Source organism: Pseudomonas sp. Pseusp3 (genome assembly GCF_047304225.1).
GTDB lineage: Bacteria > Pseudomonadota > Gammaproteobacteria > Pseudomonadales > Pseudomonadaceae > Aquipseudomonas > Aquipseudomonas fluorescens_CD.
Genome location: NZ_JBGLYV010000017.1, coordinates 43,434 through 61,472, shown reverse-complemented (window position 1 = coordinate 61,472; position 18,039 = coordinate 43,434). Strand labels below are relative to the sequence as shown.

Here is an 18,039-nt window from a genome sequence, read left to right as displayed (position 1 = left end):
CCAGCTGTCGAAGCATCGGGTAATCAATCCTCGCGACCGCAATAACTATCTACCGCAGCAGCGGCCATCCGCAATGCTGTCATGTCGCTCCATTTGTCAGGAGAGACAGTATGTCCAGCCATTCCCCGACTTCGTCCACCGAGACGGATATTCACACCCAAACCTTGAACAATAAAAATCCTGTTCCAGGAAAAAGCAGTGTTCACCATCGACTTCTTCAGCTGATGGCTCCCGACTGGTTGGTTGACGCCACGCCGCAAAGGCGTGCTTCGATGAAAAACACCAATGCGCGCCTACCGGACTGGTATCAACAGGCCTCCGCGTATCAACAGCAGGTTTTGACCGACAGTTTCAACGCGAGCTTCACCGCGCAGACCCGATTGGACAAGACGATGTCGTTGCTGCAGGACATCGATACCTTCGCTGCACCGATACTCGCCAAAGCCCTGAAGGATCAGTTCGGTATTGAGGCAGACGTCAACAAAACAATGGTGTGCCTGCGGCGTCCCCTGGAAATTGGCGCCCTTGAGATAGAGGTCTCGACGTTCGAGGTCATGAAGCTGACGTTGTTGCAGGCCGCACTGCATAACTTCGAAGAATCCGAGTGTGAGGAGGGCGCATTTCACCGCAGCTCCGGGTTTGTCGTAGAAACATCGACGCCCGCTACGTTCGAAGTTGTCAGCGTCAATATGACGACCAGTCAGTTTTTGTCACTTTGTCGCACGCTGGATATCGGCGCGCAGTATCAAGCCCATATGAACGGCTTTTTCCACCCCGCGCAGGTGCAGAAGGAAACGACACTTCGTGAACAATTCATTGCCAGCCAAAAAACGGCGATGAGGGCGGCCGCTGAGCTGGCCTTGTTGAAACAGGATATCGAACCGCAAGACTACGCAATGATCCAGGAGGTGATTGATGGCGAAGTCCATCCGTGGCTTGGCGACAGGCAGGTCTGGTTTTGTGACCTGAGTTTGATGAAGCGGCGGATGACTGGCTGCGTTGTGTTCGGCATCTGTGAAAAATATCGTTATACCAATGATTTCATTGTCTACGTTCCCCACGACCCGGAGCATCCGCTCAAGCGCTACACGTCTTCGCAGATGAGGGAAGAATTCAAACGGCAGTTCACGGCCCGGGGGGCATCATCGCCAGATGACGCCACACCGACGGCGCACCAGCGTTTTTTCAGCCAGTTTGTGGCCTACGCCGACCGGCCTTATTATTTCAGTCAGTTCACCCGCAAAACGGCGGACTCGCCGTCTGACCCATTGCGGTCCAGCTGGGTGAAAGTCACCCAGTTCATTCCGCCTTTATCGACTTTTACCCGTATCAAAGAGCTGCCTCCAGAGCACCAGGGCAAGCGGGAACCGGTGGAAGATCCCTATCTCGACCCTCGCAGCGTCGTTCGCCAAGGGGCTGCCGGCATCTGGGCCCCCAACACCGACCTCTGGACATATCTCTATGAGCAAAACCGCGCGAAGGTCATTGCCGATGCGCGCAGCCATGCGGTCCCTACTGCGGATGTCGATGCAAAAGTACGCGCCGAGAAGCTCAATCATCTGCTGGAAATCGGCATGCTGGGGTTGAACCTGGTGTCGATGTTCGTACCGGTTCTGGGCGAGGTCATGCTCACAGTGATGGCCGGGCAACTGTTGTACGAGTCCTTCGAAGGGGTCATCGAGTGGAGTGAGGGCGATCGCAACGCGGCGAAGGCGCATCTGATCGATGTGGCGGAAAACCTGGCACTGATAGGAGTGATGGCTGGGGTGGGCAAAGGCGTCGGCAAACTGGCAGCAGTGAAGCCCGAACCCATGATCGAGGGGATGGAGCAGATCCAGCGGGCCAATGGCGATACACGATTGTGGAAACCAGACCTTCGTGGTTATGAGAGTGATGTCGCGCTGGGGCGCGACGCTGCTCCTGACGCGTTGGGACAGTACCGGGCCGAAGGCAAGACTTACGTGCGGCAGAACGGCAAGCACTACGAGACAACCTACGATGAGTCGCTGAAAAAATGGCGAATCAACCATCCGACGGATGAGCAGGCCTGGCAACCCATTCTTGAACACAACGGGCATGGCGCCTGGCGCCATACGTTTGAACGTCCGCTTGGATGGGACCGACTGACCCTGTTGCGGCGTATGGGCCATGTCACCGATGAGCTCAGCGACGAGCAACTGCTCAAGGTTGCCGATGTCAGTGGCGTCAACGACAACGCCTTGCGCAAAATGCATATGGATCATTTGCCTCCGCCCCCTGAATTGCTTGATGCCCTACGGCTGTTCAAGGCCGATCCTGGGGGGGCTCCGGTCATCAAACAGACAGTTCACCGACAATCCATCGGTCGGTTACAGCGCGCTTGTCCTGGCCTCAGTGAGTCTGCTGCGAAAAGAGTTCTGCTGGATGCCAGCGCAGAGGAGCTCGCGCGCCTGGATTCCACTCGACGAATTCCGTTGAGAATGCTGGAGGAGGCCCGTTGGTATGCGCGGGTAGGGCGTACAAGCCAGGCTTTCGCCGGTCTGCATATGGAGAATATGGTGTCGACTGACAGCCAGTGGCTCGCATTGCGGGCACTGGAAAAACTGCCGGGCTGGTCCGGCGATGTGCGCCTGGAAATCCGCGACGGCCACATCAGCGGGCCGCTGATCGATGGCATTGGCAGCGAGACTGCCGCGACACGCAGGTATGTGGTGAAGCAGGGGCCGGCCTTTCAAGCGTTTGATGAACGGGGAATGGCACTCAACCGTGTACCTGGTCCCGGCGCCAGCTTTTTCGACTCTATCATGCACGCCTTGCCGGATGAGTCCCGCCGGGCATTGGGCGTTCCACATGTATGGCGGAGCGCCGAACTGCAGATGGCGATTATCGATTCTGCCGGCAAACATCGAATGGAGTTGGCGCAATTGCTGCAAAAGCGTTTCGGCAGCAACAGAAGGTTCAAACCACCCGTACGTGTAACAGAGCGCACCGTGGGCTACTACGCCAGCGGACGCGGGCAAGGCGTCAATCCTTCTCTGTTGACGCGCGTACAGGACCTTTATCCGGGGCTGTCCAATCAGCAAGCCAACGGTTTTATCCTGAGGCAGTTGCGGACGGGGAAAACCGATGCACAGATTTATGATCTGTTGCAGGCGCGTATGTGTGAGTGGGATGAACTTCAGACCACGCTCGATGAATGGGTGGGTGAGCCCGCAGCGAATCCTTTTTTGCAGTACATGCAGGGGGGCAAGACCTCGGTCGCGCGCAACATCAAGCAATGCTGGCGCAACTCACCGTTGGCCGAAGAGCTTCCCCATTCAAATTCACTGGAGTTGGTCTGCGATGATCCGCTTCCCTCTCTGACTGCGGACTTTTCACACGTGCGTGAACTGAGCGTTCGAGGGAGGTGCATCACTGACGCCAATGCCGATGCACTGCTGGCGAATTTTCCCGGGCTGAAAAGGCTACGAATAAATGCAACGAGCAGTGAGTTCACCAAGGTGCCGAAAGCATTGCGCGGAATGAGTGAGCTCACCGCTCTGGAGCTGTACTCATCCGCTTCCGTGGCAGCAGATCTGACATCAGAATTGAGTTCCCTGACATTGCTCGAGGAACTGAGTATTTATTCTTCGGGGTTCGCGCCGATGAACCTGGATGTCAGTCAGATGCGCAATCTGCGCACACTGGAGGTCGTTGCCCCTTCGTTGAACCAATGGCCGGCCGGAGTTCTTGAGCTGCCCCGCCTTGAACGCCTGAACCTCAAAGGTACAAGCATCAGCAGGCTACCCGACGGCATCTTCGAGGGGCATGAAAAGCTCTGGTCCGGGTTGTCGCTGGACTGGTCGCTGTTCCCGCGCGAAAACTTCAAGCTCGCGTATGAGTACGTCAAGAATCACCCGGAACATCTGGTTGATCAGGAGGAAATGGTCAGCGACTACTGCAAGGGTGAACTTACCCGTTTGGACGTGTTGAGGGGGAACGCTTCTTCTGGGGCGGTGTTCAACGGTTTCCTTCAGCAATGGTTGGGGGCCGAGCCAAGGTTCAAGGCGGTTGAAGCCATGAGCGAGGAATTCAATGCACTGGAGCGGCAATTGAATGACTGGATCAACCGTGCGCTACTGGATATGAATCAGTTTGTGGGGCGCTCGCGGACGGCCGGGTTTATCAAGTCCTGCTGGCGAAACGGAGTGTTCAAGCGGTACGGCTTGAATGTCGATGCCAGGGTGCTTGAGTTGACGAATCTGGACGTCAGTGAGCTTCCGGAGTTGCCCGCGGGTGCTTTCCCCCATGTGCGGACATTGAATCTGAGGGCGGCGCGCGTGCCCGTTGAACAATTTCGAGGCTTTGTCAGAGGATTCTCCGAACTTGAAAATCTCGACCTCAGTGGCAATGGTTTGACCGATGTACCGGTTGCAGCAGAGGACCTTGCGAAGTTGATCCGTCTGGATCTCTCCGGCAACCGGATAGTCGTCGGCCCGGCAGTTCAGCAAGCGTTCGAGGGTATGGGCGCTCTGGAATCCCTGGACTTGAGCGGCAACCCGCTGGACTCACTGGATGTAAGTGCAATGACTTCGCTCAAGGCCCTGAATCTGCGAGCGACGCAGCTGCATGAGTGGCCCGTTGGGGCACAGGATCTGCCGCAGCTGATCTGGATGGATTTGCGTGACAGCAAGGTTTCCTCGCTGCCGGCAACACTGCCGGATGAGGTGCTGCTGAAAATCGATTTGACCGGCACGCCGTTGAACCCGCAAGCCGTGACGGCTCTGAAAGGCGCCTGGCAGCGGATCGAATCCGCCGAAGGGCTGGAGGCCGGTTCATTGGAGAGATTCTCCCGGGAACAAGTGCCGCCGACCTTCCCGCCGAAGGAGAGCAGCTATTCGATCAGTCGTCATTTGTTGCCTCTGCCGCCTGTCCCAATGGGCGAGGGCAGCGTGCATTTCGCCAGGCGCCTGCAACGGTTGAAACCGACTCTGGCCGATGATGATGCCTTGCGAGTGATCGAACAGATGCGCGAGAACGGGGCAACCGACGTGCAGATCGGCGAGCGGTTTGACGGATGGGACCAGACGTTCGAAGCACTGACGCGCCGGGTGAATGGATGGCTGTTTACGCGGGAGTCACACGGTGATGGCTGGATAGTGTCGTCCGAAAGCCGCCAGGCGGCTGCCTTGCGAATCATGGAATGCTGGCGCGAAGGGCTGACCGACACTGGTGCAGTGACAGGTTCGAAGCTGAATTTCAATGGTCTGCAACTGGGTGATCTGCCTGAGCTGCCGGCAGAATTTTCTCATGTGGATACCTTGAACCTGACCGGAGTAAGGCTTACCGCACAAGGCTCCAATGGCTTCTTCAGAGCCTTTGCAAAAGTGAAAACACTGGAGCTTAACGGCAATAAACTGCAGTACTTGCCTGAGCCGATCCAGTCCATGAGTCAGCTTGAACGGCTGGAACTTTCTACTAACCGGTTGAGCGACACCGAGCACCTTTATACCTCGTTGAGCCGCCTGGAGCGTTTGCAATGGCTGGATCTGGGTTACAACGATCTGGAGACTTTCGATGTCAGTCATTTTGAGCGACTCGAGACACTCGATCTGCGTCGCAACGATCTGACCGCCTTCCCGGAGGGTGTGCTGCAAGCCCGCCATCTCAGAATCTTGAACCTGAGTGGTAACGACATCACAACGATTGCGCCAGAGGCCCTGGATAACAGTCACGAAGCTTTGATGGCCGGTACCGACCTGAGTGACAACCACAACCTGTCGCATGAGAGTCTTGAACTCCTGCGCGAATACCGCGAAACCGGCAGGCGCGACTCTGTGCTGGGGATCTCGCGCCCAGAACTTGACGATATGATGGCTGAACCCAGCGATGACAGCGAAAGTGAGAGCGCCGAATCAGATGAAGATCTCTCCGATATGGCGCTTGATTCTGCACAAGAAGCAGCGTGGCTGACCGATGCCTCCCCCGAAGAATCGGGCAGAAAAACGCGAATCTGGAACCAGCTCGCCGCGGAGCCGGACAATGCTGCGTTCTTCCATTTACTGTCGCGCTTGCAGGATACGCAGGAGTTCAGGGTGGCCAAAGCGGACCTGACCCGACGGGTGTGGACGGTGCTGGAGGCCGCCGCCAGCAACAGTGAGCTGCGGGAAGTCCTGTTCGCCAGCTCCAGTACCCATGGCACCTGTGTCGATGGTCGAATCCTGACTTTCAGTGGCCTGGAGAGCAAAGTGTTCACCCACAATGCCTTGCTGGATATTCCGGTCGGGCGTCCGGCGGCCAAAGGTGTAGCGCTGTTGAAATTGTCCAGACAACTGTTCCGGTTGGACAAGGTCGACGATCTGGCGACCAAAGCTGCCACCCATGGCGGTCAGGATCAGGCAGAGGTGCGCCTGGGCTATCGAATCGGTTTGACGGGAGGGTGGGACGATGGTCTTGAGTTGCCCGGTCAGCCCAGGCACATGACGTATGCCTCGGGTGTAACACCCCAACAACTGGCTGATGCGCGTATGCAAGTCAGCCATGCCGAACAGAGTGATGTTTTTTTCGAAGACCTCATCCAGCGCGATTACTGGGTGGACTACCTCAAGGAAAAATACCCGCAAGAGTTCAGGCAACTCGACGAGGCGGACGTTTCCGAGGAGGTGGATGACGCCGACGAAGCGGCATTGATGAATCAGTTATTCGAACTTGCAGCCGCACGCAACAGCAAGATGATCGAGCTGTCTCGCAAGGAAGTCGAGGAAATGGGCCTGTCTGCCAGCGGGGCAGGGCAGTCGGGCACATCGGGGGATCTGCCGCGGGCGTGAAACATCACGGTTGGTAACCCCCGGCGCCGGTCTTCCCGGCGCCGGGGTTGTTTCCTGTCAGGTTCTCAGTTGTCGTAACCCAGGTTCGGCGCCAGCCAGCGTTCGGTCACGCTCAACTCCTGGCCTTTACGCGAGGTGTAGCTTTGCACCTGGTCCTTGTCGATCTTGCCCACGGCAAAGTATTGCGCCTGCGGGTGAGCGAAGTACCAGCCGCTGACTGCCGCCGCCGGGAACATGGCGTAGTGCTCGGTGAGGAATACACCACTGCGGCCTGCGCGCATTTCCTGGGCCTCTGGATCGAGCAGGGCAAACAACTGGGCTTTCTCGGTGTGATCCGGGCAGGCCGGGTAACCCGGTGCCGGACGGATGCCGGTGTACTGCTCCTTGATCAGCGCCTCGTTATCGAGCACTTCATCCTTGGCGTAGCCCCAGTGTTCTTTACGCACTTGCTGGTGCAGCCACTCGGCGCATGCCTCGGCCAGGCGGTCGGCCAGGGCCTTGACCATGATCGAGTTGTAATCGTCGCCAGCGTCCTGGTATGCCTTGGCCACTTCTTCGGCGCCGATGCCGGCGGTGGTGATGAAACCACCCACGTAGTCGGTCACTTCACTGTCTTTGGGCGCGACGAAGTCGGCCAGGGAGAAGTTCGGCTTGCCGTCGGTCTTGATGATCTGCTGGCGCAGGTGATGCAGCTTGGCCATTGGCTTGCCGTCATCGCCATAGAGCTCGATGTCGTCGTCATGCACCTGATTGGCCGGCCAGAAGCCGAACACCGCGCGTGCGCTGATCAGCTTTTCATCGATCAATTTGCGCAGCATTTCCCTTGCATCGTTGTACAGCGAGGTAGCGGCTTCACCGACCACTTCGTCCTGGAGGATGCGCGGGAACTTGCCGGCCAGGTCCCAGGAGATGAAAAACGGCGTCCAGTCGATGTACTCGGCCAGAACGTTGAGGTCGATGTTGTCCAGTACCCGAGTGCCGGTGAAAGTCGGTTTGACCGGCGTGTAGGTCGCCCAGTCGAATTGCGGCTTCTTGGCGATGGCCGCGCCATAGCTCAGGCGTTCGGTGCGGGCGCTGCGGTTGGACGTGCGCTCGCGAACCTCGATGTAATCCTGGCGGGTTTTCTCGACGAAACCGGCCTTGAGCTCCTTGGACAGCAACTGTGTCGCCACGCCCACGGCGCGGGAGGCGTCGGTGACGTAGATCACCGCATCGTTACTGTACTTCGGTTCGATCTTCACCGCCGTGTGTGCCTTGGAGGTGGTGGCGCCACCGATCATCAACGGCAGGTGGAAGTCCTGACGCTGCATTTCGCGGGCGACGTGGACCATCTCATCCAGCGACGGAGTGATCAGGCCGGACAGGCCGATGATGTCGCACTTCTGCTCCTTGGCCACCTGGAGGATTTTCTCCGCCGGGACCATCACGCCGAGGTCGACGATGTCATAGCCGTTGCAGCCCAGCACCACGCCAACGATGTTCTTGCCGATGTCGTGCACGTCGCCTTTTACGGTTGCCATCAGGATCTTGCCCTTGGCTTGCGGCTTGTCGCCCTTTTCCAGTTCGATGAACGGGATCAGGTGCGCCACGGCCTGCTTCATCACGCGGGCGGATTTCACCACCTGCGGCAGGAACATTTTACCGGCGCCGAACAGGTCGCCGACGATGTTCATGCCGGCCATCAACGGGCCTTCGATCACTTCGATCGGGCGGTTGAAGGACAGGCGCGACTCTTCGGTGTCTTCAACGATGTGGGTGGTGATGCCTTTGACCAGCGCATGTTCCAGACGCTTGTTGACGTCCCAGTTGCGCCACTCTTCGGTCTCGGCTTCCTTGACGCTGCCGTCGCCCTTGTACTTGTCGGCGATGGCGAGGAGGGCGTCGGTGCCTTCCGGAGTGCGGTTGAGGATCACGTCTTCGACGGCGTCGCGCAATTCCACCGGGATCTGGTCGTAGATCTCCAGTTGGCCGGCGTTGACGATGCCCATGGTCAGCCCGGCGCGGATCGCGTACAGCAGGAACACCGAGTGGATCGCCTCGCGCACCGGGTTGTTGCCACGGAACGAGAACGACACGTTGGACACGCCACCGGAGGTCAGCGCATACGGCAGCTCGTCACGGATGTAGGCACAGGCGTTGATGAAATCGACGGCGTAGTTGTTGTGCTCTTCGATACCGGTGGCCACGGCGAAGATGTTCGGGTCGAAGATGATGTCTTCCGGCGGGAAGTCCACTTCGTTGACCAGAATGTCGTAGGAGCGTTTGCAGATTTCTTTCTTGCGCGCTTCGGTGTCGGCCTGGCCGGCTTCGTCGAAGGCCATCACCACCACCGCGGCGCCGTAGCGCTTGCACAGTTTGGCGTGGTGAATGAACTGCTCGACGCCTTCTTTCATGCTGATCGAGTTGACGATGCCCTTGCCCTGGATGCACTTGAGGCCGGCTTCGATCACTTCCCACTTCGAGGAGTCGATCATGATCGGTACGCGGGAGATGTCCGGTTCGCCGGCAATCAGATTGAGGAAGGTCACCATGGCCTTCTTCGAATCGAGCATCCCTTCGTCCATGTTGATGTCGATTACCTGGGCGCCGGCTTCGACCTGCTGCAGGGCGACTTCCAGGGCTTCGGTGTAGTTGTCTTCGCGGATCAGGCGGGCGAACTTGGCGGAACCGGTGATGTTGGTGCGTTCGCCAACGTTGACGAACAGCGAGCTGCGATCGATGGTGAAGGGTTCCAGGCCAGAGAGGCGGCAAGCCTTGGGAATGTCCGGAATTTCGCGCGGCGCATAACCGGCCACGGCCTTGGCGATGGCTTCGATGTGGCCCGGCGTGGTGCCGCAGCAGCCGCCGACGATGTTGAGGAAGCCGCTTTGGGCGAATTCTTCGATGACCTTGGCGGTTTCCGATGGTAGCTCGTCGTACTCACCGAATTCGTTCGGCAGGCCGGCGTTCGGGTGCGCGGAGACGTGGGTATTGGCCTTGTTCGACAGCTCTTCGAGGTACGGGCGCAATTCACGGGCGCCGAGGGCGCAGTTCAGGCCGACGGAAATCGGCTTGGCGTGGGCCACGGAGTTCCAGAACGCTTCGGTGGTCTGGCCGGACAGGGTGCGGCCCGAGGCGTCGGTGATGGTGCCGGAAATCATGATCGGCAGTTCGACGCCCAGTTCCTCGAACACGCCTTGGACGGCGAAGATCGCGGCCTTGGCGTTCAGGGTGTCGAAAATGGTTTCGATCAGGATCAGGTCGGCGCCGCCTTCGATCAGGCCCTTGGTGGACTCGGTGTAGTTTTCCACCAGCTCATCGAAGGTCACGTTGCGGTAGCCGGGGTTGTTCACGTCCGGGGACAACGAGCAGGTGCGGCTGGTCGGGCCGAGTACGCCGGCAACGAAACGCGGCTTGCCCGGGTTCTCGTGGGTTTTCGCATCGGCGACCTTGCGCGCCAGGCGAGCGCCTTCTACGTTCAACTCGTAGGCCAGTTCTTCCATGCCGTAATCGGCCATGGAAATCCGGGTGGCGTTGAAGGTGTTGGTTTCCAGAATGTCGGCGCCTGCGTCCAGGTAGGCTTTTTCAATGCCGCCAATCACGTCCGGACGAGTCAGTACCAACAAGTCGTTGTTGCCTTTGACATCGCTCGGCCAGTCAGCGAAGCGTTTGCCACGGTAATCCTGTTCTTCGAGCTTGTAGCTCTGGATCATCGTGCCCATACCGCCATCGAGAATCAGGATGCGCTCTTTGAGGGCGTGCTTGAGAGCTTGAAGGCGAACGCTGCGATCGGACATTTGGACTACTCGGTAAGACCATGACGAAGGGCCGGGATGATAGCAAACCTGTGCGCTTTTAGAGCATGGCTCGGTTTTGCATGAATATCGTTCATGTTGGCAGGGGTGACAGACCGGTAGAATCGCGGCGTTTTTCAGGATTCGGGACCAGGGACATGTCGTATCGCTTCGTCATCGGCACATTGCTGTTGTTTTTAAGCTGGGGCGCCGTGGCGCAAAGTCCGGCGATTTCCTCTGCCATTTCCTACAGCCGCGATATTCAACCGATCTTCACTGAAAAGTGCGTGGCCTGCCACGCCTGCAACGACGCCGCCTGTCAGCTCAACCTGGGCAGCGGCGAGGGCGCGGCGCGTGGCGCGACGAAAGTCCCGGTCTACGACGGGGACCGCCGCCAGGCGGTTGCACCGACCCGGCTGTTCTATGACGCCTCAGGCAAACAGGCCTGGCAGCAAAAAGGCTTCTATTCGGTACTCGATGCCCAGGGCAGCCAGGCTGCATTGATGGCGCGGATGCTGGAGCTGGGCCATAAAACCCCGTTGCAACCCAACGCGAAGCTGCCGGAAGACATCGTCCTGGGCCTGAACCGGGAAAACATGTGTGCCATGCCCGCGGAGTTCGACGGCTACACCGCCAAGCATCCGAAGGAGGGCATGCCGCTGGCAGTGACCGGCCTGACCGACCAGCAGTACCAGACACTGCAACGCTGGTTGGCGGCGGGCGCGCCCATCGACCGGCAGGACCTTGCCCCCAGCGCAACGGAAGCCCGGCAAGTGGTCCAGTGGGAAAACCTGCTCAATTCGCCGGGCGCCCGGGAAAGTCTGGTGGGGCGCTGGCTGTACGAGCACTGGTTCCTCGCCCATCTCTATTTCAAGGATGGCGAGCCCGGGCATTTCTTCCAGTGGGTACGTTCGCGCACCCCGACCGGCCAGCCGATCGACCTGATCAACACCCGTCGCCCGAACGATGATCCGGGCACGCAGTTTTACTACCGCTTGTGGCCGGTGCAGGGCGTGATCGTGCACAAGACCCACATCACCTACCCCCTGAATGCGGCGAAGCTGGCGCGGGTCAAGAGCCTGTTCTACAGCGGCAACTGGCAGGTCGACGCATTGCCGGGCTATGGGCCGCAGAGCCGGGCCAACCCGTTTGCCACCTTCGAAGCGATTCCGGCCCAGGCGCGCTACCAGTTCATGCTCGATAACGCCGAGTACTTTGTGCGCACGTTTATCCGTGGGCCAGTGTGTCGTGGCCAGATCGCCACCGACGTGATCCGCGATAATTTCTGGGCGTTGTTCCAGGCACCCGAGCACGACCTCTATGTCACTGATCCGAACTATCGCGGGCAGGCTACGCCGCTGCTGGCCATGCCGGGGCAGAACGACGATGTCGGCAGCGTCCTCAGCCTGTGGCACGACTACCGCGACAAACGCAATGAATACGAAGCCTTGCGCCGGGACAGCTACGCCGACCAGCCTGCGCCGAGCTGGTCGACCCTGTGGGCCGGCAACGACAATGCGTTGCTGAGTATCTTCCGCCATTTCGACAGTGCTTCGGTGACCAAGGGCCTGATCGGCGAGGTGCCGCAAACGATGTGGCTGTTCGACTATCCGCTGCTGGAGCGCACCTACTATCAACTGGCAGTGAACTTCGATGTGTTCGGCAACGTCTCCCACCAGGCCCAGACGCGCCTGTATTTCGACTTGATCCGCAACGGTGCCGAGCAAAACTTCCTGCGCCTGATGCCCGCCGATTCCCGGGATGGCTACCTCGATGACTGGTATCAGAACAGTGGCAAATTCAAGATGTGGCTGGACTACGAGTCCATCGACGATGACAAGCCGACTGCACTGAAGCTTGATCCGCGGGATCCAAAGCGGGATTTCGCCCAACAATTGCTGGCCCGTTATGGCGATCTCAATGCCAGGCCCGACCCGATCAACCGCTGCGATGGCGCCTACTGCTCGCGGCCGAATATCGATCCGGACCTGCAAAGTGCCGAACAGGCGTTGAGCCGCCTGGCTTCGCGCCCGGCGGCGGGACTCAAAGTCATCGATCAATTGCCGGAAGCGACCCTGCTGCGGATCGAGACCCGTAGCGGCAAACGCGAGGTCTACAGCCTGCTGCGCAATCGTGCCCACAGTAACGTCGCGTTCCTGCTCGGCGAATCGCTGCGCTATCAGCCTGGGCTCGACACCCTGACGATTTTCCCGGGCGTGCTCAGCAGCTACCCGAACTTCATGTTCAACATCCCGGCCGGGCAAGTGCCGGCGTTTGTGGATGCGATGGAGAACGCCAGGGATACCGACAGCTTCGAGAAAATCGTCGAACGCTGGGGGATACGCCGCAGTCATCCGCAATTCTGGTCTTATTTCCACGATATGAGCCGCTACATCCATGAAACCGATCCGGTGGAAGAGGGCGTGCTGGACATGAACCGCTACGAGAACCTCTGAAACACCACTTGAGCCCCTGTGGGAGCGGGCTTGCTCGCGAAAGCGTTGTATCAGTCGCCATCGCGGTTGCCTGACACGACGTCTTCGCGAGCAAGCCCGCTCCCACAAGGGGAATTGTCGGAATCTTTCCCGACAAAAATACTAGGACTTTGTCCGGCGCGTTGATTGGCGTAAACTGCGCCCAAGCCTGCGAGGAGTTTCCATGACCGCTATTACCATCACTGACGCCGCCCACGATTATCTGGCTGATCTGCTCTCCAAGCAGAACACCCCGGGCATCGGCATCCGCGTCTTCATCACCCAGCCTGGCACCCAGTACGCCGAAACCTGCATTGCCTACTGCAAGCCGGGCGAAGAAAAACCCGAAGACACCGCGCTGGGGCTGAAAAGCTTCACCGCGTACATCGACCACTTCAGCGAAGCTTTCCTGGACGATGCCGTTGTCGACTACGCCACCGACCGCATGGGCGGTCAGCTGACCATCAAGGCGCCAAACGCCAAGGTACCGATGGTCAACGCCGACAGCCCGGTGAACGAGCGCATCAACTACTACCTGCAAACCGAGATCAACCCGGGGCTGGCCAGCCACGGCGGTCAGGTCAGCCTGATCGACGTGGTCGAAGACGGCATCGCCGTCCTGCAGTTCGGCGGTGGTTGCCAGGGCTGTGGCCAGGCCGACGTGACGCTGAAGGAAGGTATCGAGCGTACCTTGCTCGAGCGTATTCCCGAGCTCAAAGGCGTTCGCGACGTGACCGACCACACGCAGAAAGAAAACGCCTACTACTAAGGTGTTCGCTGCGGCATAAAAAACGGCGCCCCGTGAGCGCCGTTTTTTTATGGGTTGAACTCACTGACGCCTTCGCGAGCAAGTCGGATCGCCGCACCGCCGCTCCCACATTTGCAATGCATTCCCCTGTGGGAGCGGGCTTGCTCGCGAAGAGGGCTTATGGGCGATAGAGATGCGCATGCCCCGCGCGATACAGCGATGACTCGCTGAAGTGGTCACTGCCCAGCACCCGACCCACCAGAATCAACGCCGTACGGCGAAAGCCCTTGGCTTGAACCTTCCCGGCAATATCCTCAAGCGTCCCGACCACCCAATCCTGATCCGGCCAGCTCGCGCGGTGCACCACCGCAATCGGGCAATCGGCGCCGTAATGCGGCAGCAGTTCCTCAACGATCTTCGGCAGGTGACTGACCCCCAAATGAATCGCCATGGTTGCGCCGTGCTGCGCCAGGCTGGAGAACTCCTCTCCGGGTGGCATGGCGGTTTTGTCGGCGTAGCGCGTCAGGATCACACTCTGTGAAATATCCGGCAGTGTCAGTTCTGCGCCCAAAAGCGCTGCACAAGCGGCTGTGGCCGTCACGCCGGGTACGATTTCGAACGCAATGCCCAGCTCACGCAGATAGCGAATCTGCTCGCCAATGGCGCCATACAGGCTCGGATCGCCGGAATGCACCCGGGCAACATCCTGACCCTTGGCGTGGGCGGTCCTGATCAGGTCGATGATCTGTTCCAGGTGCAGTTCGGCGCTGTTGACCACCTGTTCGGCACAATGACCTTCCAGTACGGCGGCAGGCACCAGGGAGCCGGCATAAATGATCACCGGGCAGCTGCGAATCAGACGCTGGCCCTTGACGGTAATCAGTTCGGGGTCGCCGGGACCTGCGCCAATAAAGTAGACGGTCATCGTCGGTTCCTGTGGGGAAAAAAGGGGCTGAACAGGGCTTCAGATGAAGAATGTTCATGATCGATGGCGGGGATTATCGGGGATTTCAGGCGGCGCCGGCCAATGCCAGTGTTGCCTGGGCATATTTTTGTCGTGGAATCAGTAGTTTTGCCGGGGCCTGAGCCAGTTGTTCTGCCAAGGCCAGTGCGGCGCTTTCCGCCACGCCGTAGCAACCGGTGCGCTCAAACGCTATTTGCGATTGATGACTGAGTTGCGCCTCATAAACGGCCAGTTGTTCGCTGCTGAAGTACATCAATTCCAGGCCAAGTTGCGTCGCCAACTCGATCAGTGCCGGTTCGTCGCGTTTCTGGTCGATGCTGGCCAGGGCCTTGATTTCATGCAACGGGATTTGATGCGCCGCCAACGCCTGGTCGAGCAGCGCCCGCAACGTGCTGACAGGGCAGCCCCGCTGGCAGCCCAGGCCGACCACCAGGGTCGGCGCTGTGCTGACATCCGTCATGCGCGGTATTGGCCATCGCTTTTGCGACGGAACAACCAGGCGCTGATCAGGCCCAGGGCCAGCCAGAACGCCATGTTGGTCAGTTGCGAAGCGATTTTGAATTGTGCTTCCAGCGCCTCGGGAGCGAGCATCGAATGCACTTCCGGTTGCGGTGCGCCAATCACATGGGGAACGGCGAGGATGGCCGCGCCGAGGACTTTCATCAGCCAGTGACGGCTGAATACGATCAGGGCGATACCGACGGCGGTGGAGGCGGCGGTACCGATCCACCACAGTTGCCGTTGCGCCAGGTCGGCTGCGGCAGTGCCGGGCAATTCAGGTGGCAGGCCGAGGGTTGGCGCGAGCACGAATGTCGCATAACCGGCCAGGCCCCAGAGCAGGCCCTGGGAGGTTCTGGTCGGCGCGCGCAAGGTGTACAGGCCGGCCAGCATCAGGGCGAAACCGACAGCCACCACCAGGTTACCGCCGGTGGTAGATAGTACGCGTTGCCAGCCGTCTTCCGGCTCCCAGGCTTCGGCATCATGAGTGTGGGCAGCCATCGCACCGTCGGCATGTTCATGCATTTCAACAGCGGCCGGTTCGGCTTTTTCGTAGGTTTCGGCTTGCAGAATCAGGGGAGCGACCCAGAAACTTTGCAGCAGGGTCAGCAACAGGGCGGCCAGCAGCCCGGTGAAACCTGCTGTTTGCGCAATACGCTTGATCATATTGGCAGGTCTCAATGGCACGGGAACGCGGAGCTGTGACGGGTATCGTGGGCGGCGTTGTGCACCGCTTCGATGTGCGAGAAGCCGGCGAAATACACCAGGCACGCGCCGAGGATCGACGCGCAGACGGCGGCGGTCAGGCGTTGAGCCAGGGTAGAAGTGGTGCTGGTTGTAGTGTGGCCGGTGCTGCTGATGATCGACATGGCGTTTCCCTCTGGTCTGTCAGCGGGGAATGAGAGCGCATGCAAAAACCTGCACGGCCAGGCGCGCAGCGTTTCAAACAGCGCCCGCCCACCGCGGGTTTGTTGTTTCAGTGACCGTTCTGGTCACTTTTGTGTTGCGGGCCGGTCTCCGGGCTCACGAGGGGGCAGGCATCGCCTGATCCTGCAAGCATCACCTTCCCATGCCGTGATGGCACAGTGGATCTGATGCTTCGCTCGCTTACCGTTGCGGGGGCAGCACCGGACTGACATGGCTTAGAAGTAAAGCACATGATTCACCGGTTTCCCGTTTCACCCTGTGAAGGGCACCCGTAACAAGGTGTGTAGGAGAGCATGGGCGGGGGTTGGGCGTCAATTGGCAGGGGTTCTCAACTGGAAACCGAGTTGCGTTCTTCGCGAGCAAGCCCGCTCCCACACTTGACCCTTTTCCCCTGAAAGAACCCGATCAAATGTGGGAGCGGGCTTGCTCGCGAAGGGCACACCGCAGAAGTCACGTGAACATTGACCCGCCCCAATACCATGCGTAGCCTTGCGCTTTCGAGGTTCTTCGGCGTTTGTCGAAGCTAAGAAGGGAACGCGGTCGATGCCGCGGCTGCCCCCGCAACTGTGAACGGTGATGTTCGTTGCCACGCCACTGCAGGCTCAATCCATGAGACCGGCGGGAAGGCGCAGCGAATGCCAGGCTCAAGGCCGGCACACCGTCAGCCAGGAGACCTGCCTCGACACAGATTCTCACTTTCAACCGGGCGGGGTGATCCGGTGGCGAACTCTTCAGGCAACCGCATGCGCGTTGCCGGTTGTCGTCCCGTATGCCCGCCACCTTAGCCATAGGGCATCCGATGAAAACACTGGCCAAACTCCCTGTCACCATCGTTACCGGCTTTCTCGGCTCGGGCAAAACCACGCTGCTACGGCACATGCTCGACAACGCCCAGGGTCGCCGCATCGCGGTGATCGTCAACGAATTCGGTGAATTGGGCATTGATGGCGAAATCCTCAAGCAGTGCTCGATCGGTTGCACCGAAGAAGAAGCCAGCGGCCGTGTCTATGAGCTGGCCAACGGCTGCCTGTGCTGCACCGTCCAGGAAGAATTCTTCCCGGTGATGCGCGAACTGGTGGCCCGTCGCGGCGATCTCGACCACATCCTCATCGAAACCTCCGGTCTGGCACTGCCAAAGCCGCTGGTGCAAGCCTTCCAGTGGCCGGAAATCCGCAGCGCCTGCACCGTTGACGCGGTCATCACCGTGGTCGACAGCCCGGCCGTGGCCGCCGGCACCTTTGCCGCGTTCCCGGACCAGGTCGACGCCCAGCGCAAACTCGACCCGAACCTGGACCACGAATCGCCGCTGCACGAACTGTTCGCTGACCAACTGGCCAGCGCCGACCTGGTGATCCTCAACAAGACCGACCTGATCAACCCGGCAGACCTGGCCCGCGTGCGCCTGGAAGTCGCCGAAGAGTTGCCGCCAGCGGTGAAAATCGTCGAAGCCAGCAGCGGTCGCCTGCCACTGGACGTGCTGATCGGCCTCGGTGCCGGTTCTGAAGAACACATCGACAGCCGCCACAGCCACCACGACCATCATCACGATGGCGACGACGATCATGATGACCACGATCATGACGCCTTCGATTCGATCTCCATCGAACTGCCGCAAGCCGACGAAAGCCTGCTGATGGACGCGCTGACCCAACTGGTGGTCCAGCACGGCATCCTGCGCGTCAAAGGCTTCGCCGCCGTGCCGAACAAGCCGATGCGCCTGCTGATCCAGGGCGTGGGCACGCGTTTCGACAAGCACTTCGACCGCCAGTGGGGTGCTGAAGAAGCGCGCATCACCCGCCTGGTGCTGATCGGCCAGGAGCTCGACGCTACTGTTCTCGAAGCGCAACTGCGCGCCGCGCTCAGCGTGTAA

The 18,039-nt window shown here is 59.6% G+C and carries 9 protein-coding genes and 2 riboswitches; of the genes, 4 read left to right on the top strand and 5 right to left on the bottom strand.

Translation table 11 applies throughout. The annotated features are described in order from the left end of the window. The first annotated feature begins 110 nt into the window (after positions 1-110). The gene (locus ACCD00_RS08410) at positions 111-6,785 is read left to right on the top strand and encodes an NEL-type E3 ubiquitin ligase domain-containing protein (protein ID WP_413423544.1); all 6,675 of its coding nucleotides are present in this window, start codon (positions 111-113) and stop codon (positions 6,783-6,785) included. A gap of 65 nt (positions 6,786-6,850) precedes the next feature. Here the strand turns inward: ACCD00_RS08410 and metH are convergent, their stop codons facing one another. Beyond that, on the bottom strand, positions 6,851-10,561 hold the full coding sequence (gene metH / locus ACCD00_RS08405) for a methionine synthase (protein ID WP_413423542.1): 3,711 nt from the start codon (positions 10,559-10,561) through the stop codon (positions 6,851-6,853). A gap of 155 nt (positions 10,562-10,716) precedes the next feature. Here metH and ACCD00_RS08400 point away from each other — a divergent pair, with 155 nt between their 5' ends. Together ACCD00_RS08400 and nfuA are read left to right on the top strand one after the other, a co-directional pair. After that, positions 10,717-13,014: a fatty acid cis/trans isomerase gene (locus ACCD00_RS08400; RefSeq protein ID WP_413423540.1), complete on the top strand. Its 2,298-nt coding sequence runs from the start codon at positions 10,717-10,719 to the stop codon at positions 13,012-13,014. A gap of 202 nt (positions 13,015-13,216) precedes the next feature. Beyond that, a complete protein-coding gene (gene nfuA / locus ACCD00_RS08395; protein ID WP_007912592.1) occupies positions 13,217-13,801 on the top strand; it encodes a Fe-S biogenesis protein NfuA in 585 nt (194 codons plus the stop codon). Positions 13,802-13,958: 157 nt separating this feature from the next. Here nfuA and cobM read toward each other — a convergent pair whose 3' ends face one another. From cobM to ACCD00_RS08375, 4 genes are all read right to left on the bottom strand, one after another. Continuing rightward, positions 13,959-14,705, bottom strand: a complete 747-nt coding sequence (cobM, locus tag ACCD00_RS08390; protein WP_413423538.1) for a precorrin-4 C(11)-methyltransferase — start codon at positions 14,703-14,705, stop codon at positions 13,959-13,961. An 85-nt stretch (positions 14,706-14,790) separates the two neighbouring features. Next, a complete protein-coding gene (locus ACCD00_RS08385; RefSeq protein WP_413423536.1) occupies positions 14,791-15,204 on the bottom strand; it encodes a cobalamin biosynthesis protein in 414 nt (137 codons plus the stop codon). Beyond that, on the bottom strand, positions 15,201-15,908 hold the full coding sequence (locus tag ACCD00_RS08380; RefSeq protein WP_413423534.1) for a CbtA family protein: 708 nt from the start codon (positions 15,906-15,908) through the stop codon (positions 15,201-15,203). The genes ACCD00_RS08385 and ACCD00_RS08380 overlap by 4 nt, the downstream gene beginning before the upstream one ends. 11 nt (positions 15,909-15,919) lie before the next feature. Beyond that, positions 15,920-16,111, bottom strand: coding sequence for a CbtB domain-containing protein (locus ACCD00_RS08375; protein ID WP_413423532.1), 192 nt, complete (start codon positions 16,109-16,111; stop codon positions 15,920-15,922). Between the two features lie 121 nt (positions 16,112-16,232). Further along, a riboswitch (cobalamin riboswitch) is annotated at positions 16,233-16,457 on the bottom strand. Positions 16,458-16,652: 195 nt separating this feature from the next. Next, a riboswitch (cobalamin riboswitch) is annotated at positions 16,653-16,866 on the top strand. A 102-nt stretch (positions 16,867-16,968) separates the two neighbouring features. Here ACCD00_RS08375 and cobW point away from each other — a divergent pair. After that, positions 16,969-18,039, top strand: a complete 1,071-nt coding sequence (gene cobW, locus ACCD00_RS08370) for a cobalamin biosynthesis protein CobW (protein ID WP_413423581.1) — start codon at positions 16,969-16,971, stop codon at positions 18,037-18,039.

Coding starts and splice junctions, on each gene's coding strand:
- ACCD00_RS08410 (WP_413423544.1), top strand. CDS start 111: ATGTCCAGCCATTCCCCGACTTCGTCCACCGAGACGGATATTCACACC.
- metH (WP_413423542.1), bottom strand. CDS start 10,561: ATGTCCGATCGCAGCGTTCGCCTTCAAGCTCTCAAGCACGCCCTCAAA.
- ACCD00_RS08400 (WP_413423540.1), top strand. CDS start 10,717: ATGTCGTATCGCTTCGTCATCGGCACATTGCTGTTGTTTTTAAGCTGG.
- nfuA (WP_007912592.1), top strand. CDS start 13,217: ATGACCGCTATTACCATCACTGACGCCGCCCACGATTATCTGGCTGAT.
- cobM (WP_413423538.1), bottom strand. CDS start 14,705: ATGACCGTCTACTTTATTGGCGCAGGTCCCGGCGACCCCGAACTGATT.
- ACCD00_RS08385 (WP_413423536.1), bottom strand. CDS start 15,204: ATGACGGATGTCAGCACAGCGCCGACCCTGGTGGTCGGCCTGGGCTGC.
- ACCD00_RS08380 (WP_413423534.1), bottom strand. CDS start 15,908: ATGATCAAGCGTATTGCGCAAACAGCAGGTTTCACCGGGCTGCTGGCC.
- ACCD00_RS08375 (WP_413423532.1), bottom strand. CDS start 16,111: ATGTCGATCATCAGCAGCACCGGCCACACTACAACCAGCACCACTTCT.
- cobW (WP_413423581.1), top strand. CDS start 16,969: ATGAAAACACTGGCCAAACTCCCTGTCACCATCGTTACCGGCTTTCTC.